Genomic DNA, 24,186 nt, shown 5'->3' with positions numbered 1-24,186 from the left:
GATGCCTCAGCCGGTCGTCGGCGCGGTCTCGCGGACCGCCACGTTGGCGTGGCTCTCCTGGAAACTCTGCTCGGAGACCAGCGTCAGCCGGGCCGACGCCTGGAACTCCGGCAGGGTGAGCGAACCACAGGACACCATCGTGGACTTGATCTTCGTCATCGTGACCGCGAGCCCCTCGTGCAGGTCACCGGCGTAGGGCACGTAGCCGTCCACGCCCTCCTCGAAGACCAGCCCCTGGCCGCCCTGGCCGTAGCGCTGCCAGTTGCGGGCGCGGTTGGAGCCCTCGCCCCAGTACTCCTTCACGAAGCCGTCGCGGGTCGGCAACTTCGCGCCGGGCGCCTGGTCGAAGCGCGCGAAGTACCGGCCCATCATCACGAAGTCCGAGCCCATCGCCAGGGCCAGGGCCATGTGGTAGTCGTGCACGAGCCCGCCGTCGGAGCAGATCGGCACGTACTCGCCGGTCCGCGCGGCGAAGGCGTCCCGGGCCGCCGCCACGTCCAGCACGGCGCTGGCCTGGCCGCGGCCGATGCCCTTCTGGTCCCGGGTGATGCAGATCGAGCCGCCGCCGACCCCGACCTTGACGAAGTCCGCGCCGGCCTCGGCGAGGAAGGTGAACGCTTCGGCGTCCACGACGTTCCCGCCGCCGGTGGCTACGTCGGGGTAGTGCTTCTTCACCCAGGTCAGGGCCTCGGCCTGCCAGTCGCTGTACCCGTCTGAGGAGTCGAAGCACAACGCGTCGGCGCCCGCGGCCACCAGGGCCGGCACCCGGTCGCGGTAGTCGTGGGTGTTGATCCCGGCGCCGACCCGCAGCCGCTTGCCCGCGTCGACCAGCTGGTGCGGGAACCGCTTGTTGTCCTGGTAGTCGGAGCGGAACACCAGGAACTGCAGGTTCCCCTCGGCGTCGAGCACCGGCAGGCAGTCCAGCCGCTCGTCCCACAGCCGGGCGTTGGCCGCCGAGAGCGTGATGTCGCTGCTTGCGTGTTGCAGCTCGGCGACCGGGATCATCCGGCCGCTGACCGGTCCGTCCAGGCCGTGCCGCTGCGGATGGAAGTCCCGGGAGGTGACCAGGCCGAGCAGTCGGCCGGTCGCGGAGCCGTCCTGGGTGACGGCCGCGGTGCTGTGACCGGTACGCCGCATCACCTCGAGCAGGTGGCCCAGCGTGTCGGTGGGACGGACATTGGTGTCGCTGACCACGAACCCGGCCTTGAAGTTCTTCACCCGGCGCACGGCGGCGGCCTGCTCGGCGATCGACTGGTTGTGGTGCAGGAAACTCAGCCCGCCGTCCCGGGCGAGCGCGATGGCCAGCTCCGGGGAACTCACCGCCTGCATGATCGCCGACGTGAACGGGGCCCGCAGCGTGATCGCCGGCGACTCGCCCACCCGGTGCCGGACCAGGGGGGTGCTCAGGTCCACGGCCCCCACCGAGCAGTCGGTCCGGGTGCGGTTGGGCAGGAGGAGGAATTCGTTGAACGTCCGGGAAACCTCGGCGATGATCTGTGCCATGCCGAACCCTATCGGACGCCGCGGCGACCCGGGGGAGTGGGACACCTCGACCCGCGAGGTGCCCCACCTCCTGCTCAGGTGACGATCGGGTGGGTGTTGCGGCAGTTGTTGCTGTCGTTGGACCACGTGCCCTGCATCGCGAACGAGCCGGTGCTGAAGGCGACGTTGACCGCGCCGCCGGTCCCGCCGGTCCCGTTCCAGGCGCACTTGTCGGCGTTCTCGTACCCGGTGGAGTCGGTCCAGCCGCCGGCCGGGTTCTGGTCGGTGATGACCTCGGAGTACTCGTGGCCCATCACGATCGTCACGCCGTCCAGCGCCCCGGCGGTGCCGGAGTTGACGTAGTTCGCGCCGCAGCTCGAGCCCATGTCGGTGACGTAGGGCGCGTTGGTGAAGGCGATGTCACCGTACGGCGAGGGCGATCCGACGTACGGGTCGCCGTTGTAGTCGTGCCAGGCGCAGAAGCCGCCGTTGGGCGTGTTGAAGCCGTCCGGGTGGGTGCCGGTCGGTGAGACGATGAAGTACTGCGCGTTGCGGTTCGACGCCGCCGTGGTGTTGCCGAAGTGCGCGGCGGCCCGGACCGCCTCGTCGCCCAGCTGGCGCGCGGTGGCGGCCGACGGGGAGGCGACGGAGTTGTCGAACCAGACGCCCGACAGCGCGCCGCCGGTCGGGTAGGCGACCCGCGCCGAGCCGGCCGGGCAGGAGGTCGCGCCGGTGGCGACGCCCTCGCAGTACTGGGTCATGACGCCCGACCACAGCTCGTTGTTCGTGCCGAGCCCCTTGGCCATGGCCTGCAGCCGCGGGCCCATGCCCTTGGCGTCCCCGGTCAGCGTCATGTACCCGTTGGCGTCGGTGCCGGCGGTGCCCCACTGGGAGCCGTAGAAGATGACGTACACCTTCTCGTGGCCGGTCGTGACGCCGATCCCGTCGACGCCGCCGCCGTACCTCAGCGCCTTGGTGGGCCTGGCAGCCAGGGAGTGGTCCTTGGCCGGGTAGGAGTGCGGACGGTGGTTGAGTTCGTTGCCCGCCGCCTGTGCCGGTGTCGCGGCGGCGAGGCTGGCCGCCGCCACCGCGAGGGCGGCGAGGGCTGTGCCCATCGTGCGGAACGTGCTCGTGCGCATGGTCGGTCCTCCAGTACGAAGTGGAAAGCCGGCCCACCCCCGATTGGGTCACCGGATCGGAAGATCCGGTGAGGCGGAACGCTAGGCCTAGATATAGACCAGCGTCAATATTCTTCGTAGGGTTTTACGCCGTACTGATCGGACGTTAAGGCTTGCCCGGATTCTGCCCGGAAGGTGTCAGGGGGAGGAGGCGGAGCCTCCTCCCCCCGGTCGGCTACGGCAGCGGCACGAACGCGGCCAGGAAGGCGCGCGCCGAGTCGGTGTCGAGCCGGTAGATCACGTTCGTGGCGTAGCAGGGGCCGTCGCCGGTGATGGTGGTGCCCGCCAGCAGGTCGGTGCCGTCGAAGAAGTTCGGGCCGCCCGAGTCGCCGTAGCAGCCGCCCCCGTCGCCGGTGTGCTGGTTCTGCGACAGCCGCACCCAGTACGGGTTCAGGGCGTTGAACTCCGCCGACGCCCGCATCCGGCTGTCCCCGCCGGGGAAGGTGTGCCCGCCCGGGCCGCGCGCCGCCTCCTGGGTGCCGTAGCCCACCACGTCGAACCGGGCCGTGTTCAGCCCGCCCTGAGCGGCCAGCGTGTCCAGGCTGCCGGCCGTCGGGAGCCTGCCGTAGCCGGCGGCGGCGACCGGGGTGTCCAGGACGATGACCGCGATGTCGTGTGCGTCGTGGCCGTTGCCGGTGGCGTAGCCCGGGTCCTCGTGCATGGTGCCGGCGTGCAGGATCGAGCGGCCCCGGACGTAGTGCTCGTCGAACGTGACGTACGCCCGGGTCCGGCCCTCGGTGGGCAGATCGTCGATGCAGTGCGCGGCGGTGAGGAACACCGTGGGGGACAACAGGGTCCCCGAGCACCGGGTGTACGGGTCGTCGGCCCCGGCCAGCATGGCGCCCACGTACGGGTGGGCCCCGGCGTCGGGCACGCCGTTGGACGTGACGGCGCTGGCCGGCGCGGCGGCCACGAGTACCGCCGCGGCGCTCGCGCCAGCCAGCCACAGACCGAGTCGGGTGGTGTCGATTCTCATCTGACCTCCGGAGGGCGGTGCGTCCGACCGTGTCGGGCGCTCGCTGCCCACATCGCGGGACGCGGGCCCGCCGTTACCGTGGAGCCCCGGCGCACCGGGACCACGAACGCCCAGCAGTCGCGGGAATCGCCTCTCTTCGCCGCCGCGTTACACCGTGGCCGGACATCGATCCGGTCGGCCATCCGTTACACGGCGAACGTGTGATTCATTCCGCCTGTTCCCGCGTTGACCCGGCGCTCCCGCCACGCGGATGATGTGCCCGCCATGGCCGTACAGTCCGAGACCACCCCAGCCCCCGCGCCTACCGACGGTGCCGGGGACAGCCCGGTCTTCGTCGACCCGTCCGGCCGGCGGCGTGGCGTGGTCCGCCTCGTCGGTCTCGGGCTGGGCGCCGCACTGGTCGTCGGGGTCGCGCTCGTCGTCGCAGGCCTGTTCGGGGCGTCGCCGGTGCCGCTCCCCGGCTGGCCCGGCGCGGAACCGGTCCGCGGCGAGGCCCCCGGCACCGCGCCGCGGACCAGCGCGCCGGTCGCGCCCCGGCCGGCCACGGGCCGCGCAACGACCGGCGCGCCGAACCCGGGACACGGACCCGCCACCACCGGCGCGCCGAAGCCCACGACGGTCCCGACCACGAACCCGGGGAGCGACAACCGGCACGTGCCCAGCCCCAAGCCGCCCCACGGCCGGCCGTGACCGCCCGGCACGCTGCGCCGCGCACCCCGCCGACGCCCCGGGCGCACTGGGTGCTGCTCCTGCTCGGCATGGTGTTGCTCCTGGCTCTCCTGACCCTCGACGGGTACGCCCACCACGCGATCGGCACCGGCACGGCCGCCCGGGGCGCGGCGGGCGGCGGCGCGCCGGAGCAGGTGACCGGCGGGGGACCGGTGATCCGCACGGACGGCGGCGCGACCAGGTCCCGGCGGATGCCGGCGCGGACCGTCGCGCTGACCTTCGACGACGGACCCGACCCGGTGTGGACGCCGCTGATCCTGGACGCGCTGCGCCGCAACGGGGCGCACGCGACGTTCTTCGTGGTCGGCGCCCGGGTCAACGAGCACCCCGAGCTGGTCCGCCGGATCCTCGCCGAGGGCCACGAACTGGGCGTGCACACCTACACCCACGTCGACCTCGCCACCGTCCCCGCCGCCCAGGCCGACCTGGAGCTCTCGCTGACCCAGAGCGCGATCGCCGGGGCCACCGGCACCCGCACCGCGCTGTTCCGGCCGCCCTACTCGTCGCAACCCGACGCGCTGGACGCGGCCGGCTGGCGGGTGGTGCGGGGCGCGGGGGCCGACGGCTACCTGACGGTCCTCGCCGACCAGGACACCCGGGACTGGTCCCGGCCGGGGGTCGACGCGATCGTCACGGCGGCCACCCCGCGCTCACCGGGTGCCGGGGCCGTGGTGCTCCTGCACGACGCCGGCGGGGACCGGTCCCAGACCGTGGCGGCCCTCGGCAGGCTGCTGCCGGCACTGACCGGGCAGGGCTACCGGTTCATCACCGTCTCCGCCGGCCTCGGAGATCCGGCGACGCCAGCCCAGCCCGCGCCGGAGGCCGCCCAGGTCAGCGGCGGCGCGCTGCGGGTGGCCCAGACGATCGCAGGCGTGCTCGCCGGGGCGCTCAGCGTCTTCCTCACCGTCGCGATGGTCCTGTCCGTCCTGCGACTGCTGGTCCAGGTCTGGTGCACCCGGGTCCACCGACGCCGGATCAGCCGGGCCGGACGGGAGGGGTCCCGCGAGCCGGTGTGGACCCCGGTGTCGGTCATCGTGCCCGCGTACAACGAGTCGGCCAACATCGCGGCGACGGTACGGTCCCTGCTGGACACGACCCACCCGGCTCTCGAGGTCGTCGTCGTGGACGACGGTTCCTCCGACGGCACCGCCGACATCGTCGAGGCGTTGAACCTGCCCGGGGTGATCGTCGTCCGGCAGAACAACGCCGGCAAGCCCGCGGCGTTGAACACCGGACTGCGGCACGCCCGGCACGACATCCTGGTGATGGTCGACGGGGACACGGTGTTCGAGTCGAGCACCATCACCCGGCTGATCCAGCCGTTCGCCGACCCGGGGGTTGGGGCGATCAGTGGCAACACGAAGGTCGGCAACCGGCGCGGGATCCTCGGGCGGTGGCAGCACCTGGAGTACGTGATCGGGTTCAACCTGGACCGGCGGATGTTCGACGTCGCCGAGTGCATGCCGACCGTGCCGGGGGCGATCGGCGCGTTCCGCCGCGAGGTGCTCACCGATGTCGGCGGGGTCTCCGACGCGACCCTCGCCGAGGACACCGACCTGACCATGGCGGTGTGCCGAGCCGGCTGGCGGGTCGTGTACGTCGAGGACGCCCGCGCCTGGACGGAGGCCCCCGCCACGCTGGGCCAGCTGTGGCGGCAGCGCCACCGCTGGTGCTACGGCACCCTGCAGGCCATGTGGAAGCACCGCCGGGCGCTCGTCGAACGCGGACAGGCCGGCAAGCTGGGCCGGCGGGGGATCGGCTACCTGGTGCTCTTCCAGCTCGTGCTGCCGCTGCTGGCCCCGGCCGTGGACGTCTACGGCCTCTACGGGCTGGTGTTCGGCGACCCGGTCCAGACCGGGCTCGTCCTCGGCGGGCTCGTCGCGCTCCAACTCGGCACCGCCGCCTACGCCCTGCGCCTGGACCGCGAATCCTTCGGTCCCTTGTGGGCACTGCCGCTGCAACAGGTCGTCTACCGCCAGCTCATGTACCTCGTCGTCGTGCAGTCCGTGGTCACCGCCGTGCTCGGCGCGCGGCTGCGGTGGCACCGGATGCACCGGACCGGCGAGGCGGGGGCCGCGTTGACCGCGCGCCGCCCGTAGTACAGGAAGATTCTCCAGATCGGACCGGAACACGGCGATATTTCACGCCCATATCGATCCCTGACAATAAATTCTGCTTAAGACCTGCAACGCCTGCGGGGTGGGCGGCGATAGCTGGGCACCGGGTGTTAGCTCGGTGTTACCTCTCGCAGATAGGACTTCGCATGCGTCGTTCCATCGCCCTCCCCGGTGTGCTCACCGCCGCCGGCCTCGTGGCCGCCGCGGTGCCGGCCACCGCCCAGCCCGTCCGCTCCGACGCCGACCGGGCGCTCGCCGCGATCGGCCAGCTCCGCGCCCACGGCGGGGAGGCCAGCGCGGACGCCGACCAGACCTACGGCGTCCAGAGCGTCAGCACGGACGCGGACGGCACGACCCACACCCGCCTGCACCGGTACTACCAGGGCCTGCCCGTCCTCGGCGGCGACCTGGTCGTGCACTCCGACCGCAGGGGCGGCTGGCGGGGTGTCAGCCAGACGCTGACCGGGGCGCCCCGACTGTCCACGAAGGCTGCTCTGGCCGCCGCCGACGCCGGCACCCGGGCACTGGCAGCGTCGCCGGCCGCGACGAAGAACATCGACGGCCAGCAGCTGGTCGTGTTCGCCGACACCGGCGCGACCCGCCTCGCGTACGAGGTCGTGGTCGGCGGGGTCCGGGCGGACCAGACGCCGAGCGAGTACCACGTGGTCGTGGACGCGCAGTCCGGCGCCGTGCTGGACGGCTGGGACACGGTCGAGGCCGCGGGCACCGGGCACGGGTACCACGTGGGCGATGTCCCGGTCGAGACCACCCTGACGGGCGGCGTGTACCAGCTCAACGACGGCGCGCGCGGCGGTCACAAGACCTACGACCTCAACGGCGGCACCACCGGTACCGGCACGATCTTCTCCTCGGCCAGCAACGTCTTCGGCGACGGCACCCTGGCCAACCGGGCGTCCGTCGGCGTCGACGGCCACTACGGCGCGGCGATGACCTGGGACTACTACAAGAACACCCACAACCGGCTGGGGATCCGCAACGATGGCGTCGCCGCCTACAGCCGGATGCACTACGGCAGCAACTACGTCAACGCGTTCTGGTCGGACCAGTGCTTCTGCATGACCTACGGCGACGGCGACCTGTCACAGGGCTGGTCCCCGCTGACCTCGCTCGACGTCGCCGGCCACGAGATGAGCCACGGCGTCACCGCGGCCACGGCCGGCCTGCGCTACAGCGGCGAGTCCGGCGGCCTCAACGAGGCCACCTCCGACATCTTCGGCACGCTCGTCGAGTTCTACGCGAACAACCCGGCCGACCCGGGCGACTACCTGATCGGTGAGAAGATCCGCACCAACGGCCAGCCGCTGCGCTGGATGGACAAGCCCTCCAAGGACGGCAGCTCCGCCGATTGCTGGTCGAAGAACGTCGGCCGCCTCGACGTGCACTACTCCTCGGGCGTTGCCAACCACTTCTTCTACCTGCTCGCCGTCGGCTCCGGCGCCTCGCAGTGGGGCGACAGCCCGACGTGCAACGGCTCGACGGTCACCGGGGTGGGCAACGCCAAGGCCGGTGCCATCTGGTACCGGGCGCTCACGACCTACATGACCTCGCGCACCGACTACAAGGGCGCGCGGGCCGCGACGCTGAGCGCGGCGAGCGACCTGTACGGCGCGTCGAGCGTCGAGTACACCCGGGTCGCGGCGGCCTGGTCGGCGGTCGGCGTCAACTGACCCGAAGGGCCCGCCGCCGGGATTCCGGCGACGGGCCCTGACCCGGTGCCGGGAGGCTGGACCAGCCTCCCGGCATCTTCCGTTACCCGGTCGGCCCGGATCCCCGAAGCGGTTTTTACCCAAGAAGGCATATTTGTGGAGATGATATCGACAGAATGTCGTCCCATGGCAGACAGTTAGGTGCCAGATCGGTGCCGACGTCACCCGTGGTCCGACCTGGTGCCAGGGTGTCGCGGGTCGTGCGGGCCTGGCAGGCTGGAGACGTTCGACATCCGAATCTTCCGGGTACCACCGGACCGCCCCGACCCTCCAGGAGGTCCCATGAGCCCGACCGTCAAGACGGTGCTGCTGATCGCCGTCGTCCTGGTGCTCGTCGCGCTGCTCGTCGTCACGATCGTGCTGGGCGTGAAACTGGTCCGGCTGGCATCGGTCGTCCGCAGCGCCCGGATGCCCGCGAGCGGGAAGTTCGCGTTCTGGGCGGCGCTCGTCTACGCGGTGTTCCCCGTGGACCTGCTCCCCGACCCGATCTACCTCGACGACATCGGGGTCCTCCTCGGCGCCGTCACCTACATCGGCCACCTGGCGCGGAAACACGGCATCCTGTCCGACCGCCCGACCACGGACCCGTCCCGCACCATCGACGCCCCCTGACCTGATCAGACGTCGAGCACCCCGAGAATGTCCCGCGCCAACTGCATGCTTCCCGCGGCCACGAACCTGCGCCGACCGTTCATGGCCCCGGCGATGTCGGCCAGCGAGTCGAGACCGTAGTCGAGGGGAACCTGGTTTCCGTCCAGGTCGAGGACGACCCCTCCGGCCGCGTGCAGGACATGGTGCCCGGGGGACAGGTCCCAGATCGCGAAGCCCTTGGCGAACTCGACCACGGCGTCGGTGAGCCCCGCGGCCACGTGGCACAGGCTGACCGATCCGAAGTCCACCCCGATCCGGCCCCGGCTCCTCCCGTCTGGACCCGGCTGTTCGAGAGCCTGGAGGAGGCGTTCCTGGCGGGCGAGGGGGCGGAAGCGTTCGGCGGGCTTCATGAGGTAGTTGGTGACCAACGCCTCCGACAGGCGATGCGGCGGACGCGCGGTGAGGACATGCCGTTCCGAGTCCGCGGTGATCAGGTGCGCCCGGTCCTGCCCGTCCGCTCCCAGGGCACCGACGTACAAATGGAAATGGTGGAAGATGTCGCCGACCACCGAGACCACCGGACGTCTCAGGGCACGTGAGTAGATCATGACGTGGGTGTAGCCGTGCAGCCCTCGGACGGCGAGTTCGCTGGTGTCGAGCGGGTCGACCAGCACGCACAGATCAGGGTCGGGATCAGGTCCGATGACCTGCGGCTCAGCCTCCTCGGACGCGTAGACGAAGGAGGGCAGGACCTTCTGGAGCATTTCCTGGTACCGGCGGTGCATCCACAGGTCGTGTACCGAGAGGAAGTTGTCGGCGTGCCGGAGATTGGTGTCCTCGCCCCGGTCCCCGGAGAGTGCCGCCCGGATCAGCTTCGGCCTGATCTCGGACATCACAGCCCTGACGAGGTCGGCGGTGCGCTCCGCGAGCTCGGGGAGCGGGTGTTCATGAGTCATCGGACATCCCCTTCGCGGAGCTACCGGAGTTCGAGCGGGGGTTCGATGCCGGGCGGACCCATGGTCGCCGCGATGAAGACGGCGGCGAAGTCGGCTGCCAGCATGATGCGTGCGCCCGTCAGGTCCTCGAAGCTCTCGACCCGCAGGTCACTGCCCTTGGTCATCGCGCCGAACACGGCGAAGTACAGCTCCGCGTCGGGGTAGCGGTCGCGGACCTCCCTGGCGATGAACCCCACGACATCGGCGTGCTTGACCTCGAAGTCGCAGATCACGATCGTCGGCGCGACGCGTGCGGCCGGAAAGAACGACGCGTCGTCGATGGCGATGTCGTCGCGCACCTTGTTGCATTTCAGATACCCGATGGCGCAGCCTCCGAACTGGGCCGAGGCCAGGAACGTGGCCATCACCAGCCCCGCCTCGTTGATGCCGAAACAGATGTCGACGTCGAGTCGCCTGCCGAGATTCTTGATCTGCCTGGCGAGTCGTTCGATCCCGAGGCCGAAGGTCGCCCACGTCAGATCCAGCAGTTGACCCGGCTCGGGGTTGGGAAGGGAGAAGACCCGGATCGAGGGGTTGCCGTCGCGCACGGTGGGGACGGAGAGACTGAAATCCGCGCCGATCGTGTTCCCGGTACCGGCCGGTGGCGGCGTCGGGTTGGCCCCGTGTTCCGCCCGCTGAGTCGGTGGTCGACTGGCGGCGAGGTGCCTGAGTGACAACTGGTCCTCAGGTGGCAACCGTTCGTACGCCTCGGCGACCAGGTCGCCAGGGGCGATGTCCTCGTCGGACACGCTCAGGGGGCCGCGCCCGTACGCGGTGGCGAGGATGAGCAGGCTGGAGAACGGCGGCGGCGATCCCGTGCCCCGGACCCGGGCCCAGGTCTCCCACGCGTTGATGGTCGTGCCGCCGAGGCTCGTCTGGTGGCCGGCGACCTCGTTGTAGCGCGCCGCCGCCTGGTCCTGGGACAGCCCGGCCGCGTACCGGAACGCCTGCAGACTCGGGAGGTCGCGGTGCAGATCCATCAACGCGGCGGCGGCCCGTTTCACAGAGCCCAGCTCCTGCCACAGGTGTTGGCCTTGCCGTGCGAGTTCGCGCCCCCGCGCCTGCGGGCTCGTGCGTGCCGGTGCCGGAGAGTCCACTCTGCGCCGCCTCCCTGACGGGTCAGGACCATGCGTCGCCCAGATTACCCATCGCCATGGGCAAACTGTCTCCGGTGCACACGGACACGCAGGTCGGAGTTGCCCACTGTCCCGGCCGGGTGCCCAGCGCTGGACAGGTGCGCGTCGCATTCCTGAGCTGGAAGGGTGCCTGGGAAGGGCGAACTGCCAGGGAAGGAGTGTCACGTGAAGGACAACGCGTGTGCGTCGACCGGCACCGAGGTGCGGGCGGGCGTCAATGGACGGGTGCTGGCATCCCCGATCAAGGAGGTGATCTGCCTTCTCGCGGCCCTGGTGCTCGACGTGCACCGTCAGGACGCTGGCGGCCTGTGCGCGGGGTGCGCCGTGGCGTTGGGCGAGGGGCGGACGCTGCCATGCGGGCCGGTGCGGGTGGCTCAGGGAGCACTGTCAGTGGTGCGCGGTGGGTGAATACCGGTCGGCCGCCGCTCGTGTGATCGAGGCGGCAGTGGTGGAGCACCGGGCCGGCGACACCGCGACCGGCTCTCCGGAGGAACACTCCCCGCGCCGGTTCGCGTTCCGGCGCTGGCACGATCCTTCGGGAGTCTCAGGCCTCGGTGTTGTCGCCCACGGCGTCGCGTGGCCCGACGATACTGTCGTGCTCCGGTGGCTGGGAACGACGACCGGCGTGCGGCAGATCTGCGTCTTCGACTCGCTCGACGATCTCATGCGGGTGCACGGACACGGCGGCAGGTCTGAGATCCTCTGGCTGGATCCGCCACGGATCACGTCGGAGGCGGGACCGGTGCGGGTCAGCGGCTACATCGACTGAGGCACCTGGCGTGCGGGCTTCGGCCGCACAGCCGCCGTCTCACGGCGTGGCCGGATCGAGGTCGGTGAACGCCTCGCGCACGAGGCCGCGCAGCCAGCGGTGCGCCCCGTCCGCGTCGTACCGCGGATGCCACGCCTGGGAGATCTCCAGGGCCGGCAGCTCCAGCGGCAGCGGAAACGTATGGAGGCCGAGGGCCGCGATCGCCGGGCGGCACAGGCGGCCGGCGATCGAGCCGACCAGGTCGCTGTCGGGCAACAGCATGAGCGAGGTCGCGTACGTGGGGGCGGCGGCCAGTACCCGTCGGGTCAGTCCGAGGTCCGCCAGGGCCGTGTCGATCGGTCCGGTCAGGCGGCCCCGGCGCGAGGTGACCAGGTGGAGTCCGGCGGCGAACCGGGCCGCTGTCATCCGGCCGGCGGTGAGCGGGTGGCCGGCGCGGACCACGCCCACGATCCGGTCGGTGAGCAGGAACTCGCGGTGGACCTCCGGCGCGGGTTCGCCGATGACGCCGATCTCCAGGTCCACTCTGCCCTCGCGCAGGTCGGCGGTGTCTGCGGGGGCCTCGGCGCGCATCCGGATGGTCACGTGCGGGGCCGCGGCGTGCGCCGCGGACAGCAGGCGTGCGCCGATGGAGGCCACGACGGCGTCGTTGGCCTGGATCGTGAAGGTGCGGTCCAGGGTGGTCAGGTCCGGTTCGCCCTCGGGGGCGAGGAGCGCCTGGGCGCGGCGGACGAGGGCGCGGACCTCGGTGCGGAGCGCGACCGCGCGGGGGGTGGGCACCATCGTCCGGCCGGCGCGGACCAGGACCGGGTCGCCGAGGGCGCGGCGGATCCGGCCCAGGGTGCGGCTCATGGCCGGCGCGGACAGGTGCAGCCGGGTGGCGGCCCCGCCGACGCTCTCCTCCTCCAGGAGCGCGTCCAGCGCGATCAGGAGATTCAGATCTAATTGCATCTGGGTAAACCTTCGCTTAACTAGATTGCATTTGCCGTCATGTGACCCCCAGCCTAGCGTTTCGACCATGATCCGACCCAAGACCGTGCTGACCGTGATGTCCGCCTGCGTCGCGCTGACCGTCGCGCTCGTCGCCGCCGTCAACCTGGCCATTCCCGAGCTGCGGGCCAGCGGGCTGCACCCCGGCCCCACCCAACTGTTGTGGATCGTCGACGCCTACGTGGTCGTCTTCGCCTGCCTGCTGATCCCGGCCGGGGCGGCCGGCGACCGGTACGGACGCAAGGGCGTGCTGATGATCGGCCTGGCGGTGCTCGGCGCGGGCGGCCTGGTGTCCGCCGTCGCGCCCGACGTCGCCGTCCTGATCGCCGGCCGGGTGCTGACCGGGGTCGGTGCGGCGCTGGTCATGCCGGCCACCCTGTCCCTGGCGGTGCACGCGCACCCGCCGGCCGAGCGTGGTCGGGTGATCGCCACCTGGACAGCAGCCACCGGCGTCGGCGGCATGCTTGGCAACCTGTGCGGGGGACTGATCGTGCAGTGGTCGTCGTGGCGGGGCCTGTTCGGGACCGTCGTGCCGCTGGCGGCGATTCTCCTGGTACTGGTCGCCCGCACCGCCCCGCGTACCGACCGGCACCCCGCCCCGCTCGACCCCTTCGGCTCGGGACTGCTCACCGCCGCCGTGGTGGCCCTGCTGTACGGCATCATCGAGGCCCCGGTGACCGGCTGGACCGCTCCGGCCGTCCTGGCGGCGTTCGCGGTCGCCGCCGCCCTGTTCGCCGGCTACATCGGCCACCAGCTCCGCGCCGCGCACCCGGTGCTGGACCCGCGGGTGTTCGCCGCGCCCCGGCTGCGGGCCGGCGTCCTGGGCGTGGGGCTCGGCTTCTTCGCGCTGTTCGCGATGTTCTACGTCAACGCGCAGTACCTGCAGACGAGTCTCGGGTTCTCCGCCGCGCTCACCGGGCTGGCCATCCTGCCCATGCCGGCCGCCATGGTCGTGGTGTCCCGGCGCAGCGTGCGCCTCACCGCCCGGTACGGGCCCCGGCGGATCATCGCCGCCGGACTCGGGGCGCTGGTGGTGGGGCTGCTGGCGCTGTCCACGGCGGGGGCGGGGACCCCGTACCCGGTGTATCTGGTGTATCTCGTGGTGATGGCCACCGGGATGGGGCTGGCGATGCCGGCGCTGTCCGGCGGGATCATCGGGGCGCTGCCGCCGGGCCGCGCGGGCATGGGGTCCGGCCTGAACGGGGCGGCGCGGGAGATCGGCAGCGCGCTCGGGGTCGCCACGATCGGGACGGCGCTCAACACGCCGGGGCTGGACTTCGGGCACGCGACGGCGATCGGCTACCGGGTGGTGGCGGCGATCCTGGCCGTGGGCGCGGTCCTGGTGCTGACCTGGTTCCGCCCGGCCGATGCCCCGGCCCCGTCGGCGGCCCGGGCGGCTACGCGTACAGCGCCTTGATGATGGCCATGGCCAGCGCGTTGGCCGGTTGGGTGCCGTTCGGGGCCGCGTACAGGGACGTGAGCACGATGACCGTGTCCTCGCGGTCCGGGTCGTGGGCCATGAAGGACTGGAATCCCGGGAGTTGGCCGTCGTGTCCGACGAGCGGGCCGAACCTGGCGAGCGCCATGCCGTAGCCGGCGCCGTTCGGGTTCGTCGGATCCACCGGTTGGATGCTGTCCAGTCTCGTCTTCTGGAGCTTCGCGTCGAGGAGCCCGCCGTCGATCATCGCGGTCACGTACCGGGTCAGGTCGCCGGCCGTGGAGATCGCTCCGCCGGCGGCCCACGTCCACGACGGGTTGGCGTCCGTGACGTCGTTCGGGAGCAGGCTGCCCCTGGCTGCGGCTGCCTGCTCGGCGGCCGGCAGCGCGGCCTCCTTGAGGGTGCTCACGTTGGTGCCGAACATGTAGCCGCGCGGGTGGGGCGCGGGGATGTCGGCGTCGGCGAGGGCCGGCAGGCTGGTGTTCCGCATGCCCAACGGGTCGAAGATCCGGTGCCGGAACGCCTCCTGCAGCGTGCCGCCCGTGAGCTTCTCGATGATGAGGCCGAGCAGGACGGTGTTGGTGTTGGAGTAGTGGAACCCGCCGCCCGGGGGAAAGTACGGCGGCTGGGCGAAGGCGATCGCGAGCAGCTCGTCGGGCTGCCATGCGTGACCGGGCTCGCTGTCCAGCCGGACGTTGAACTGGTCCTCTTCGGAGTAGTTGTAGAGCCCGCTGCGCATGTCGAGGAGCTGGGTGATCGTGATGGCGTCCCCGTTCGGCACGCCCGGCCGGTACTTCGACACCGGGTCGTCGAGGCCGAGTTTGCCCTCCTGGACGAGTTGGAGGATCACCGTACCCGTCATGGTCTTGGTGTTGGATCCGACCCGGAAGTGGTCGTCGACCGTGACGCGGTCGGTGCCGCCGAGGGCGCGGTTCCCGAAGGTCGCCGTCCAGTTCCCCTTCGCCTTCGACGTGATCATCACGACCGCGCCGGGGATCCGCAGGTCCGTGATGAGGGTGCCGAGGGTCCTGGTGAGGTCGGCGGCGTATGCCGGTGCCGGTGGGGTGCCCTCGCCGCTGCCGCAGGCTCCGGCGAGGAGGGCGAGCAGGAGGGTCGCGCCCGTCGCGCCCAGACGTCGCATCCGCACACCTCCGAGGCCTCGGTCGTCGGGCCGATTTTACCGTCTATGTGCCAGTTGTACTGCCAAACCCCCTCCTTAAATCTGCCTCAGAAGACGCGGGTCGGCGCAGCGCCCGGTCATACCGTCGTCGGCGAGTGCGCCGTCGCGCACGGTAGAGAGTGGGAGATCCAGTGCCAACATCCAGAAGTAGACGGTGGGCCGTCGCGAGCGGCTCGGTCCTGGGGCTCGCGGTGCTCGCCGCGGCCCTGTCGCCGATCGGCGGTGCCCCACCGGCGTCGGCGGCGCCAGGGAGCGTCGGCGGGAACGTGTCCGTGTCCTGGTCGATCCCGGGCGTCCCCGCGGCCGGCCTGACGAACATCACCTTCCCGATGACCGTCAACCCCGACACGTCCCATACGGACGGCACGTACTTCGCCCAGCAGTACAGCTTCACGAACGCCGCCCAGGTCGGCTACACCGGTCTGCAGCCGCGCCCGAACGTCAACGGGCGCGAACGGCTGCACGGGGTGTTCTCCAGCTTCCAGGGCGGCTCGACGTCGACGGACCCCCAATGCCACAGCGGGGCCGACGGCGGACCGGGGGTCAGTTGCGCCGCCGACTTCGACGGCGTCTACGGGCACCGGTACGCGATCACGGTCGAACGCGCCGGGGCCGACACGTGGACCGGCACCGCCACGGACACCGTGACCGGGGTGTCCAGCCACATCGGCACCTACACGATGCCCGCCGGCAGCGGCAACCTCGCCAGCTGGCAGGGCGGATTCGTCGAGTACTACCGCGGCGCGCCCACCTGTGCCCAGCTGCGGCGCACCGACGCGGTGTTCGGCGGCCCGACCTCCACCGACGCCGGCGGCCTGACGGGCACGTCGCGGGCGAACTACGAGTACAGCGAGTGCGTGGGTCAGTCCAACTACCACGCGGTGAGCGAGGGCGACGGCACGCACGTCACGCGGGGCTGGCTTCCCGGCGGGAACCCGACGCCGAAGCCCACCACCCCGGCGCCCACGCCGACCGCCACCGGGAACCCCGGCCCGGCCGGCACGCTGAGGAACACCGGTTCCGGCCGGTGCCTGGACGATCCGGCGGGCAACACGGCGAACGGCACCCGGACCATCGTGTGGGACTGCCACGGCGCGACCAACCAGCGGTGGACGGCCACCGCCGGCAAGGCCCTCACGATCGGCGGCAAGTGCCTGGACGCCTTCGGCGGCGGCCTCGTCCCGGGCACCAACGCCATCCTGTGGGACTGCCACGGCGGCGCGAACCAGCAGTGGACGTTCACCGCCGACGGCACGATCCGGGGGGTGCAGTCCGGGCTGTGCCTGACCCCCGAGGGAGCGGGTACGGGCAACGGCACGCGGGTCGTCCTCGCCACGTGCACCGGCGGCACGAACCAGCGCTGGGTGCGCGGCTAGCCCCATGTGGGCGGCGACCGGCCGGTCGCCGCCCACATCGGTCTGGGACCGCCGGCGCCCCGCCCGATCGGCGGGGCGACCTTAAATCTGCCTCATAAGACGACGGCCCACGGCTGACCCGGCCTTACGGTGATCGCCAATTGTTCCCTCCCGTAAGGGGTCTCGCGTGTCCTCCCCTCTGCCGCACGGTCATGCGGCGCCACAGCGCCGCCGTCTCCGTCGGATCCTGCTCGTGGCCGGCGTGGTCGCCGTGCTGGGCCTGTCCGTCACACCCACTCTCACCGACACCTCCTGGGGCGAGCTGATCAGCGCGTCCTCGTCGGAGCCGGAGGCGCTCACCGGCGTCCCCGCCGACAACACCGACGCCGGCCTGGTGTTTCAGGGCCTCAAGCCGGCGCCCAAGGGCAACAGGTGCGTCGGCGAGTACCTCGTCGGCGGCAGCGACCTGTGCAGCCACGGCCCCGACGCCGCGCCGGCCGGCCTGAACCCGCGCGGTGACGCCAAGGCCGTCGCCCCGGCCCTCCCGCCGGAGAAGGCACCCGCGCAGGGTTCCACGGCCGTGCCGTCCCTGGCGGAACTGGCCCAGGGCGTCGGCGCGCTGCCGCCGGTCGCCGGGGACGCGCCGCTGCTGGCCGCCGCCGGCTCCACGCCCGGCGCGCCCGTCGCCCCGGCCGCGTCGGGCGTGGTGTGCGACGGCGACGGCCGCAGTGGCAAACGCGTGCAGTTGCTGTACGGCTACGAGGCCGGCACCGCCAGCCGGTTCCCGGCGTACGTGAACTCGTTCCGCACCTGGGCCGCCGGCATCGAGAAGATCTACGACGCGAGCGCCCAGCAGACCGGCGGATCCCGGCACGTCCGGTTCGTCACCACGCCCGACTGCACCGTGGACGTCCTGTCCGTGGAGCTGCCGGCCGGCTCCCTCGGCAACTTCGGCACGACCATCGACACCCTGAAGAAGCTCGGCTACAACTCCCGGGACCGCAAGTACGTCCTGTTCGCCGAGTCCAAGGTGTACTGCGGCATCGGCACCCTGATGGGCGACCACCGGCCGGGCCAGGAGAACTCCAACAACAACGTCGGCTCCTACTCCCGGGTCGACTCGGGCTGCTGGGGCGCGGCCGTCGCCGCCCACGAGCTGACCCACAACCTGGGCGCCGTGCAGAACAACTCCCCGAACCACACCAACTACGGGCACTGCACCGACGACTACGACCTGATGTGCTACCAGGACGGCGCCGGCACCGTGATGCGCTCGGTGTGCACGGACCGCACCATGGAGGAGCGGCTCGACTGCAACCACGACGACTACTTCACGACCGCGGCGAAGCCGGGCAGCTACCTCGCCACCAACTGGAACGTCGCCGACAGCGGCTGGCTCATCCAGGGCGGCGGCGGGCCCGACCCGAACCCGAGCCCGTCCCCGTCCCCGTCGCCGACCCGGTCGGTGCCGCCGTCGCCGTCCCCGAGCCCGTCGGCCACGACGAAGCCGTCCCCGTCCGCGTCGCCGACCGTGACCCGCACGCCGGGTCCGTCGCCGACCGCGTCCCCCGGGCCGTTGGAGATGCTCATCGTGCACAACCTGCAGCAGACCAGCGTCGAGCTGGCCTGGCCGGCGGCCGCCACCGGCACCCGCTACACCGTCGTGTTCGACGGCCGGGCGATCGGCACCGTCGGGTCGACAGCGGTACGGGTCACCGGCATGCGGCCGGGCACCGAGTACCGGGTGTCGATCGCGGTCGGGTCGGCGGCGTACACGGCCGAGACGACGATCAAGACCCCCTCGGCGACCGCCCCGGTCGGCAAGGAGATGACGATCGCCAACGCCCTCACCGGCCAGAACGTCGACCTGACCGCCAGCCGCCGCGCGGACGGCACGCCGATCATCGCGTACTCGCCGCACGGCTACGCCAACCAGCGCTGGGTGCTCGTGCCCGCCGCGGGGGACACCGTGCAGCTGCGCTCGGTGTCCAGTGGCAAGTGCGTCTCGTCGCTCGGTGATCCGGTGGCCGGGGCTCCGCTCGTGCAGTACGCGTGCGATGCCCAGGCGGCCGGGCAGCGGTGGAAGCTCACCATGACCTCCGACGGGTACGCATTGTCCAACGGCGGGTTCAACATCGGGATCGGGGAGGGCTGCCGCCAGCTGGTGCTCCAGGCCCCCGCCCACACCCGGGTCCAGCGCTGGACCATGACCGCCGTGTAGTCCACCCCCCACCCGCCCCACCCGGCGCGCACCCCTCAGGGCGCCGGGTGGGGCGTTCTCCCGTGATACTCGTTCCGAGCACTCCGGCAGGTCAACGAGAGGTCGACCCGATGGCCGTCGTCCTGGTGGTGGAAGACGATCCGGTGATCTGCGGGGCGCTGGTCCGCGCCCTCGGCCAGCTCGGCCACGCCACCCGCCCGTACGGCACGGCACTGGCGGCGCTGCGGGCCGTCGCGGTCGACCCGCCGGACCTCGTGATCCTCGACCTGGGCCTGCCGGACCTCGACGGGGCCGACGCCCTGCGGATGCTGCGCGGGATCTCCGACGTGCCCGTCATCGTGGCCACGGTCCGCGACGGGGAGACCGACATGGTCCGGCTCCTGGAGGCCGGGGCGGACGACTACCTCACCAAGCCGTTCACCGGCCGGGCCCTGGGCGCGCGGATCAACGCGGTGCTCCGCCGGGCCCGGGCGGTGGCGGTCCCGGACCTGATCGACATCGGCCCGCTGCGCGTCGACCACGCGCGCAGGATCGCCCTCCTCGACGGGACGGAGCTGGTCCTGACCCGCAAGGAGTACGAGCTGCTGGCCTACCTGGCCGCCCGCGCCGGACGGGTGGTGACCCGGCAGGAACTCGTCACCGAGGTGTGGCACCAGCCGTACGCGGGATCCGAACAGACCCTGGACGTGCACGTGTCCTGGCTGCGCCGCAAACTCGGCGAGACGGCGGCCCAGCCGAGACTCCTGCACACGGTGCGCGGCGTCGGCCTGATGATGGTGCGGCCGTCGTGAGGAACGTCAGACCAGCGTGGTGTGGAACGCCGCTATCGACCACCGGCCGGCGTCGATGACCACCACGGCCTGCGCGTGGGTCCTGATCCCGAGGGGGACGATGGTCGTCAGGGCGTGCACCAGGCAGACGCCGTCGGCGACCGGGCGGATCAGGGTGACCTCGGGCAGCAGGCGGGTGTTGGCGTAGACGACGTCGAACAGTGCCGCGTGCGACGCCTCGACCTGGGCCCGACCCATCCTCTCCTCGCCGCGGATCGTGACGAAGTCGACGTGCTCGGCGAAGACGCTCGCGTACATCGCGGCGTCGCCGAGCTGCCAGGCGGTCGCCATGGTCAGCCAGATGTCGCTGATGGCCCGTTCGTTGGTCACAGGTGTTCCTCTCGGCGCCTTGCGGCGGTCTGTCGTCAGGTGGTGCGGTGCGCGCTGTCTCCGGCCGGTGTCGACCGCGCGTGCGGCTACCGGGTCGGACTCCGCGAGCGGGTCCGCCGGGTGCGCGTCACGAGAAACAGGAACCCGACGAGGAGTGCGCAGATCGTCCTCGGCGTCCAGGCCCGGATCGCGTCGACAGCGGTGTGGTCGTCGAACGCCGCGGGGGGAAAGTCCGGGGGAGGTCTGGTGGCGCCGGGGTCGACGTCGATCAGGGCGTGGCCGAAACCGGGTGCCGGCTCGGCCGACCGGACGTCGACGTCCCAGTGGCCGACTGGCAGGAGGGACACGTACACGCTGGTCTCGCCGGGCACGGCCGTCATGCGCGCGGGGCCGAGCCTGACCGGTGGCGCGTCCTGGGTGGCGGTGAGGGTCGCGTCGATCGGCACGTCGACGGGATGCCCGTCGGCGGCCCAGGTCGCCATCGCCCGGATCCGGCCACCGCCTTCGTCGGCGAGGGTGAAGCTGATGGTGGAGCCGTGCGCGTCGGCCGGGGTGGTGCCCGGCCCCATGACGGCCGCGGTGGCCAGGAGCGCGACGGCGATGACGAGGACGGGATGGTGGGCACGGTTCCGCATCGGGGTGTCCCCTCTGGTCGGGGCATCGCGGCACTGTCGTGTGTGGTGGTCGCCCGTCCCGTCGGGGTGGGGCCCGGGGGCCGATGGTCATGGTTCACAATTACCGACTCATCGGAACCGCTTGTCAAGAGTTGCGCGTGAATGCGCAATGTCGAGCATGTTCTCGCAGCGCATAGTGTGCATAACGGTAGTGAACTGCGCAGGACGTGCATGCTCAGCGGGCCGCCGTCGACGGTCGTCCGGAAGCTGTCCGTCAGACGATGGCTCCTCCGTTCCGGGGCAGAGCCGCGTCCGATCTCCGCCAGACGGCGCCCCCGGAGTCGATCATGCTTGAGCCCATGAACAACGACGCATTGACGAACAAAGTAGCCCTTGTCACCGGTGGCGGCCGGGGCATCGGCGCGGCCGTCGCGCTCCGCCTCGCCCAGGACGGCGCCGACGTGGCCTTCACCTACCACTCCAACCACGACCGGGCCGCCGGGGTGGTGGAGCAGATCAAGGCCACCGGCCGGCGGGCGCTGGCGATGCCGGTCGACAACGCCGACACCGCCGCGCTGGTGGCGGCCGTGGACCGGGTCGCGGGGGAACTGGGCCGGCTGGACATCCTGGTGAACAACGCCGGCGCGTTCCCGCTCGGGCCGATCGAGGACGTCGGGCTCGCCGAGTACGAGGCCACGATGGCCGTGAACGTGCGCGGTCCGCTGTTCGCCACGCAGGCCGCCGTCCGGCACATGACCACCGGCGGCCGGATCGTCAACATCGGCAGCAACGTGGTCGAGCGCACCGTGTTCGGCGGCTTCTCGTTGTACGCGCTGAGCAAGACGGCCCTCACCGGCATGACCAAGGCCCTCGGCCGGGAACTCGGACCGCGCGGCATCACCGTGAACCTCGTGCACCCGGGCGCGACGGACACCGAACTCAACCCGGCGGACGGGCCCAACGCCGAGTACGTCAACGGCTTCATCGCGCTGGGGCACTACGCGGACCCGGCGGACGTCGCGGCGGCCGTGTCGTTCCTGGCCGGCGGGGACGGCCGGTACGTCACCGGAGCGTCGATCAGCGTGGACGGTGGGTTCACGATCTGACGGACCGTGGGGCTCCCGGCGCGCTGCCGGGAGCCCCACGTCGGGCTACACGCTGGCGAGTTCGGCGTCCGGCTGACCCGTGGGTCCCGGCACCGGGCTCGGGCGGAGCAGGACCGCGACCAGCGCCGCGGTGCCCGCCAGCGCGACAGCCCCCACCCGCAACGCCAGGTGCAGCCCGTCGACGAACGCCACGTTCACCGCGGCGTGCACCGGGCCGGGCAGTTCCACCCCGCCGGCCCCCGGGCCGGTCACCGCGTCGGCGATCCGCCGCCGGGCCCCGTCCGGGACGCCGAGCCGGGTGAGCGGCCCGGCCAGTGCCGAGGACAGCCGACTGGTGAGCACGGCGCCCAGCACGGCGATGCCGACCACGCCACCGAGTTCGCGCAGCGTGTTGACGGTCGCGGACGCCATCCCCGCCTCGGTGGGCGCGACCCGCCCCATGACGGCGATCGACACCGGCGCGAACGTCAGGCCCATGCCGAAGCCCATCACGAACAGCACCCAGATGTACTCGGGGTAGCGCGCGTGCTCGTCGTACAGCGACAGGCCTGCGAGGGCCGTCGCGCACAGGGCCAGCCCGGCGACCACGGGTAGCCGGGGGCCGAGCCGGGCGCCGAGCGCTCCGGACAGCGGCGCGGCGATCACGATCATCGCTGTCATGGGCAGCCCGGCGAGGCCGGCGTCGGACGGGGTCCAGCCCATCACGCCCTGCAGGAGCAGGGGCAGGAAGAAGGACGCGCCGAACATGCCGAAGCTGACCATGAAGCCGGACAGGACGGCGCCGGTGAGTACCCGGTCGCGGAAGAACCTCAGGTCCAGCATGGGGTCGGCGGTGCGCCGCTCGACGACGACGAACGCGGCGAGCGTGGCCAGGGCCGCGACGCCGGAGCCGAGGACGACCGGGTCGGTCCAGCCCCGCGCCGGCCCCTCGATCAGGGCGTAGACCAGGCCGGCGAGGCCGAGGGCCGCGAGGACCTGACCCGGGAGGTCCAGGCTCCGGGGCCGGGTGGCCAGTTCCGGGAGGACGCGCAGTCCCAGCACGAGCGCGGCCACGCCGACCGGGACGTTGATCCAGAACACGCTGCCCCAGCCGAACGCCTCGACCATGGGCCCGCCGACGACGGGTCCGACGGCCAGTCCGAGGGCCGAGACGCCCGACCAGACGCCGATCGCCCGGGCGCGTTCCTTCTCGTCGGTGAACACGTTCCGCAGGATCGACAGGGTGCCGGGGGTGAGCATGGCCGCGCCGAGGCCCTGGACCATCCGGGCGGCGATCAGTAGGCCGATCGAGCCGGACAGCGCCGCGGCGGCCGAGCCGGCGGTGAACAGGACCAGGCCGGTCAGGAAGATCCGCCGCCGGCCGTACCGGTCGCCGAGGGTGCCGCCGGTGAGCAGCAGGGCCGCGTACACGAGGCTGTAGCCCTCCACGACCCACTGCAGCCCGCCGACGCCGGCGTGCAGGTGCTGCCCGATCCTCGGCAGCGCGTTGTTGACGATCACGTTGTCGATCATGGCCATGAACATGGTGCCGCACAGCGTCGCGAGCACCAGTGTCTTCGTGCGCCGAGCCTCCATGGAGTTCCCTAACACTGTTAGACGGTGGGTCTCCGACGAGAATGCACCTAACAGTGTTAGATTGCAAGCGGGATATCCGCGACGGAGGTGGCCGGTGCCGACAGAAGAACCCCCGGGGCTGACCCGCGACGCGGTGGTGCGCGCGGCGATGCGGGTGCTCGAACGCGAGGGCGTCGACGGGTTGTCCATGCGCAAGGTCGCCGCCGAACTCGACGTGAAGGCCGCCTCGCTCTACTGGCACGTCCGCGACAAGCGGGAACTCCTCGACCTGCTCACCGACGGGCTGATGGCCGACGCTCAGGCCCCGCCCCGGCGGGGGGACTGGCGGGCGCAGTTCCGCGACTACTTCACCGCCTACCGCCGGCACCTGCTCGGCCGGCGCGACGCCGCCAAGGTGATGGCCGGCCGGTTCGGCCTGGGCCCCCACATGCTCCGCTTCACCGAGGACCAGCTGTCCCGGCTGCGCGAGGCCGGATTCTCCGACGCCGACGCGACCATGGCGACCTATCTTCTGGGTACCTATGTGCAGGGCTTCGTCCTGCAGGAGCAGACCCCGTTGACGGCGGCCGAGACCGCGGGGGTCGGGCGTCGCGAGGTGGCCACGGCCATCGCCGAGCACCTCCGGGCGCTGCCGGCGGAGACGTTCCCGCACCTCGTGCGGCTGGCCGGCGACCTGACCGGGCCCACGATGGACGAACGGTTCGCGTTCGGCCTGGAACGCATCCTCGACGGCCTGGCCACCCGCCTGCCCTGACCCCGGGCCCATCCCGGACGCCCCGGCCCGCAAGGCCGCGACCGGTGATCCGGCCGGGTCGGGTATCGGACTCTGCCCGGCGGCGGCGTCGGCTAC

At 71.8% G+C, this 24,186-nt stretch carries 22 protein-coding genes; 12 read left to right on the top strand and 10 right to left on the bottom strand.

Annotated features, from left to right (window positions below):
* Positions 1 to 6: 6 nt before the first annotated feature.
* From IW245_RS16080 to IW245_RS16070, 3 genes are all read right to left on the bottom strand, one after another.
* Positions 7 to 1,503, bottom strand: a complete 1,497-nt coding sequence (locus tag IW245_RS16080; RefSeq protein WP_197003991.1) for an IMP dehydrogenase — start codon at positions 1,501 to 1,503, stop codon at positions 7 to 9.
* Between the two features lie 74 nt (positions 1,504 to 1,577).
* Positions 1,578 to 2,621: a hypothetical protein gene (locus tag IW245_RS16075; RefSeq protein ID WP_197003990.1), complete on the bottom strand. Its 1,044-nt coding sequence runs from the start codon at positions 2,619 to 2,621 to the stop codon at positions 1,578 to 1,580.
* A 214-nt stretch (positions 2,622 to 2,835) separates the two neighbouring features.
* Positions 2,836 to 3,636, bottom strand: coding sequence for a trypsin-like serine protease (locus IW245_RS16070; protein WP_197003989.1), 801 nt, complete (start codon positions 3,634 to 3,636; stop codon positions 2,836 to 2,838).
* Between the two features lie 264 nt (positions 3,637 to 3,900).
* Here IW245_RS16070 and IW245_RS16065 point away from each other — a divergent pair, with 264 nt between their 5' ends.
* From IW245_RS16065 to IW245_RS16050, 4 genes are all read left to right on the top strand, one after another.
* Positions 3,901 to 4,326 carry a hypothetical protein gene (locus tag IW245_RS16065; RefSeq protein ID WP_197003988.1) on the top strand — a complete coding sequence of 142 codons (426 nt, stop codon included), beginning with the start codon at positions 3,901 to 3,903 and terminating at the stop codon, positions 4,324 to 4,326.
* A complete protein-coding gene (locus IW245_RS16060; RefSeq protein WP_233473108.1) occupies positions 4,323 to 6,464 on the top strand; it encodes a bifunctional polysaccharide deacetylase/glycosyltransferase family 2 protein in 2,142 nt (713 codons plus the stop codon). The genes IW245_RS16065 and IW245_RS16060 overlap by 4 nt, the downstream gene beginning before the upstream one ends.
* 164 nt (positions 6,465 to 6,628) lie before the next feature.
* Positions 6,629 to 8,170 carry a M4 family metallopeptidase gene (locus IW245_RS16055; protein WP_197003987.1) on the top strand — a complete coding sequence of 514 codons (1,542 nt, stop codon included), beginning with the start codon at positions 6,629 to 6,631 and terminating at the stop codon, positions 8,168 to 8,170.
* 321 nt (positions 8,171 to 8,491) lie between these two features.
* Positions 8,492 to 8,821 carry a YkvA family protein gene (locus tag IW245_RS16050; protein ID WP_197003986.1) on the top strand — a complete coding sequence of 110 codons (330 nt, stop codon included), beginning with the start codon at positions 8,492 to 8,494 and terminating at the stop codon, positions 8,819 to 8,821.
* A gap of 5 nt (positions 8,822 to 8,826) precedes the next feature.
* On the opposite strand, the gene IW245_RS16045 is transcribed toward IW245_RS16050, so the two are convergent.
* Both IW245_RS16045 and IW245_RS16040 read right to left on the bottom strand, forming a co-directional pair.
* Positions 8,827 to 9,756: an inositol monophosphatase family protein gene (locus IW245_RS16045; protein ID WP_197003985.1), complete on the bottom strand. Its 930-nt coding sequence runs from the start codon at positions 9,754 to 9,756 to the stop codon at positions 8,827 to 8,829.
* Positions 9,757 to 9,776: 20 nt separating this feature from the next.
* A complete protein-coding gene (locus tag IW245_RS16040) occupies positions 9,777 to 10,799 on the bottom strand; it encodes a hypothetical protein (RefSeq protein WP_197003984.1) in 1,023 nt (340 codons plus the stop codon).
* Positions 10,800 to 11,096: 297 nt separating this feature from the next.
* On the opposite strand from IW245_RS16040, the gene IW245_RS16035 reads away from it, so the two are divergent.
* Positions 11,097 to 11,339: a hypothetical protein gene (locus IW245_RS16035; protein ID WP_197003983.1), complete on the top strand. Its 243-nt coding sequence runs from the start codon at positions 11,097 to 11,099 to the stop codon at positions 11,337 to 11,339.
* A complete protein-coding gene (locus IW245_RS16030; protein ID WP_197003982.1) occupies positions 11,332 to 11,700 on the top strand; it encodes a hypothetical protein in 369 nt (122 codons plus the stop codon). Before IW245_RS16035 ends, IW245_RS16030 begins: the two co-directional genes overlap by 8 nt.
* A 39-nt stretch (positions 11,701 to 11,739) precedes the next feature.
* Here the strand turns inward: IW245_RS16030 and IW245_RS16025 are convergent, their stop codons facing one another.
* The gene (locus IW245_RS16025; protein WP_197003981.1) at positions 11,740 to 12,648 is read right to left on the bottom strand and encodes a LysR family transcriptional regulator; all 909 of its coding nucleotides are present in this window, start codon (positions 12,646 to 12,648) and stop codon (positions 11,740 to 11,742) included.
* A gap of 67 nt (positions 12,649 to 12,715) precedes the next feature.
* Here IW245_RS16025 and IW245_RS16020 point away from each other — a divergent pair, with 67 nt between their 5' ends.
* Positions 12,716 to 14,104, top strand: a complete 1,389-nt coding sequence (locus IW245_RS16020; RefSeq protein WP_197003980.1) for an MFS transporter — start codon at positions 12,716 to 12,718, stop codon at positions 14,102 to 14,104.
* Here the strand turns inward: IW245_RS16020 and IW245_RS16015 are convergent.
* On the bottom strand, positions 14,085 to 15,266 hold the full coding sequence (locus IW245_RS16015; protein ID WP_197003979.1) for a serine hydrolase domain-containing protein: 1,182 nt from the start codon (positions 15,264 to 15,266) through the stop codon (positions 14,085 to 14,087). The genes IW245_RS16020 and IW245_RS16015 overlap by 20 nt on opposite strands.
* 170 nt (positions 15,267 to 15,436) lie before the next feature.
* On the opposite strand from IW245_RS16015, the gene IW245_RS16010 reads away from it, so the two are divergent.
* From IW245_RS16010 to IW245_RS16000, 3 genes are all read left to right on the top strand, one after another.
* Positions 15,437 to 16,681 carry an RICIN domain-containing protein gene (locus IW245_RS16010; protein WP_233473109.1) on the top strand — a complete coding sequence of 415 codons (1,245 nt, stop codon included), beginning with the start codon at positions 15,437 to 15,439 and terminating at the stop codon, positions 16,679 to 16,681.
* A gap of 166 nt (positions 16,682 to 16,847) precedes the next feature.
* On the top strand, positions 16,848 to 18,881 hold the full coding sequence (locus tag IW245_RS42235) for an RICIN domain-containing protein (RefSeq protein ID WP_197003978.1): 2,034 nt from the start codon (positions 16,848 to 16,850) through the stop codon (positions 18,879 to 18,881).
* A 110-nt stretch (positions 18,882 to 18,991) separates the two neighbouring features.
* Positions 18,992 to 19,672: a response regulator transcription factor gene (locus IW245_RS16000; RefSeq protein ID WP_197003977.1), complete on the top strand. Its 681-nt coding sequence runs from the start codon at positions 18,992 to 18,994 to the stop codon at positions 19,670 to 19,672.
* Between the two features lie 6 nt (positions 19,673 to 19,678).
* Here IW245_RS16000 and IW245_RS15995 read toward each other — a convergent pair whose 3' ends face one another.
* On the bottom strand, positions 19,679 to 20,041 hold the full coding sequence (locus IW245_RS15995) for an SgcJ/EcaC family oxidoreductase (protein ID WP_197003976.1): 363 nt from the start codon (positions 20,039 to 20,041) through the stop codon (positions 19,679 to 19,681).
* Between the two features lie 86 nt (positions 20,042 to 20,127).
* Positions 20,128 to 20,676, bottom strand: coding sequence for a hypothetical protein (locus IW245_RS15990; RefSeq protein WP_197003975.1), 549 nt, complete (start codon positions 20,674 to 20,676; stop codon positions 20,128 to 20,130).
* A gap of 338 nt (positions 20,677 to 21,014) precedes the next feature.
* On the opposite strand from IW245_RS15990, the gene IW245_RS15985 reads away from it, so the two are divergent.
* Positions 21,015 to 21,761 carry an SDR family NAD(P)-dependent oxidoreductase gene (locus IW245_RS15985; RefSeq protein ID WP_197003974.1) on the top strand — a complete coding sequence of 249 codons (747 nt, stop codon included), beginning with the start codon at positions 21,015 to 21,017 and terminating at the stop codon, positions 21,759 to 21,761.
* A gap of 45 nt (positions 21,762 to 21,806) precedes the next feature.
* On the opposite strand, the gene IW245_RS15980 is transcribed toward IW245_RS15985, so the two are convergent.
* Positions 21,807 to 23,336, bottom strand: a complete 1,530-nt coding sequence (locus tag IW245_RS15980; protein WP_197003973.1) for an MFS transporter — start codon at positions 23,334 to 23,336, stop codon at positions 21,807 to 21,809.
* A gap of 94 nt (positions 23,337 to 23,430) precedes the next feature.
* Between IW245_RS15980 and IW245_RS15975 the strand changes: the two genes are divergently transcribed.
* A complete protein-coding gene (locus IW245_RS15975; protein WP_197003972.1) occupies positions 23,431 to 24,090 on the top strand; it encodes a TetR/AcrR family transcriptional regulator C-terminal domain-containing protein in 660 nt (219 codons plus the stop codon).
* Positions 24,091 to 24,186 lie beyond the last annotated feature (96 nt).

Source organism: Longispora fulva, from assembly GCF_015751905.1.
Lineage (GTDB): Bacteria > Actinomycetota > Actinomycetes > Mycobacteriales > Micromonosporaceae > Longispora > Longispora fulva.
This window is presented reverse-complemented; position numbering and strand designations above follow the sequence as displayed.

Bases quoted from the DNA above. Each gene is read 5' to 3' on its own strand.
- IW245_RS16080 (WP_197003991.1), bottom strand. From the start codon at position 1,503: ATGGCACAGATCATCGCCGAGGTTTCCCGGACGTTCAACGAATTCCTC.
- IW245_RS16075 (WP_197003990.1), bottom strand. From the start codon at position 2,621: ATGCGCACGAGCACGTTCCGCACGATGGGCACAGCCCTCGCCGCCCTC.
- IW245_RS16070 (WP_197003989.1), bottom strand. From the start codon at position 3,636: ATGAGAATCGACACCACCCGACTCGGTCTGTGGCTGGCTGGCGCGAGC.
- IW245_RS16065 (WP_197003988.1), top strand. From the start codon at position 3,901: ATGGCCGTACAGTCCGAGACCACCCCAGCCCCCGCGCCTACCGACGGT.
- IW245_RS16055 (WP_197003987.1), top strand. From the start codon at position 6,629: ATGCGTCGTTCCATCGCCCTCCCCGGTGTGCTCACCGCCGCCGGCCTC.
- IW245_RS16050 (WP_197003986.1), top strand. From the start codon at position 8,492: ATGAGCCCGACCGTCAAGACGGTGCTGCTGATCGCCGTCGTCCTGGTG.
- IW245_RS16045 (WP_197003985.1), bottom strand. From the start codon at position 9,756: ATGACTCATGAACACCCGCTCCCCGAGCTCGCGGAGCGCACCGCCGAC.
- IW245_RS16025 (WP_197003981.1), bottom strand. From the start codon at position 12,648: ATGCAATTAGATCTGAATCTCCTGATCGCGCTGGACGCGCTCCTGGAG.
- IW245_RS16020 (WP_197003980.1), top strand. From the start codon at position 12,716: ATGATCCGACCCAAGACCGTGCTGACCGTGATGTCCGCCTGCGTCGCG.
- IW245_RS16015 (WP_197003979.1), bottom strand. From the start codon at position 15,266: ATGCGACGTCTGGGCGCGACGGGCGCGACCCTCCTGCTCGCCCTCCTC.
- IW245_RS16000 (WP_197003977.1), top strand. From the start codon at position 18,992: ATGGCCGTCGTCCTGGTGGTGGAAGACGATCCGGTGATCTGCGGGGCG.
- IW245_RS15990 (WP_197003975.1), bottom strand. From the start codon at position 20,676: ATGCGGAACCGTGCCCACCATCCCGTCCTCGTCATCGCCGTCGCGCTC.
- IW245_RS15985 (WP_197003974.1), top strand. From the start codon at position 21,015: ATGAACAACGACGCATTGACGAACAAAGTAGCCCTTGTCACCGGTGGC.
- IW245_RS15980 (WP_197003973.1), bottom strand. From the start codon at position 23,336: ATGGAGGCTCGGCGCACGAAGACACTGGTGCTCGCGACGCTGTGCGGC.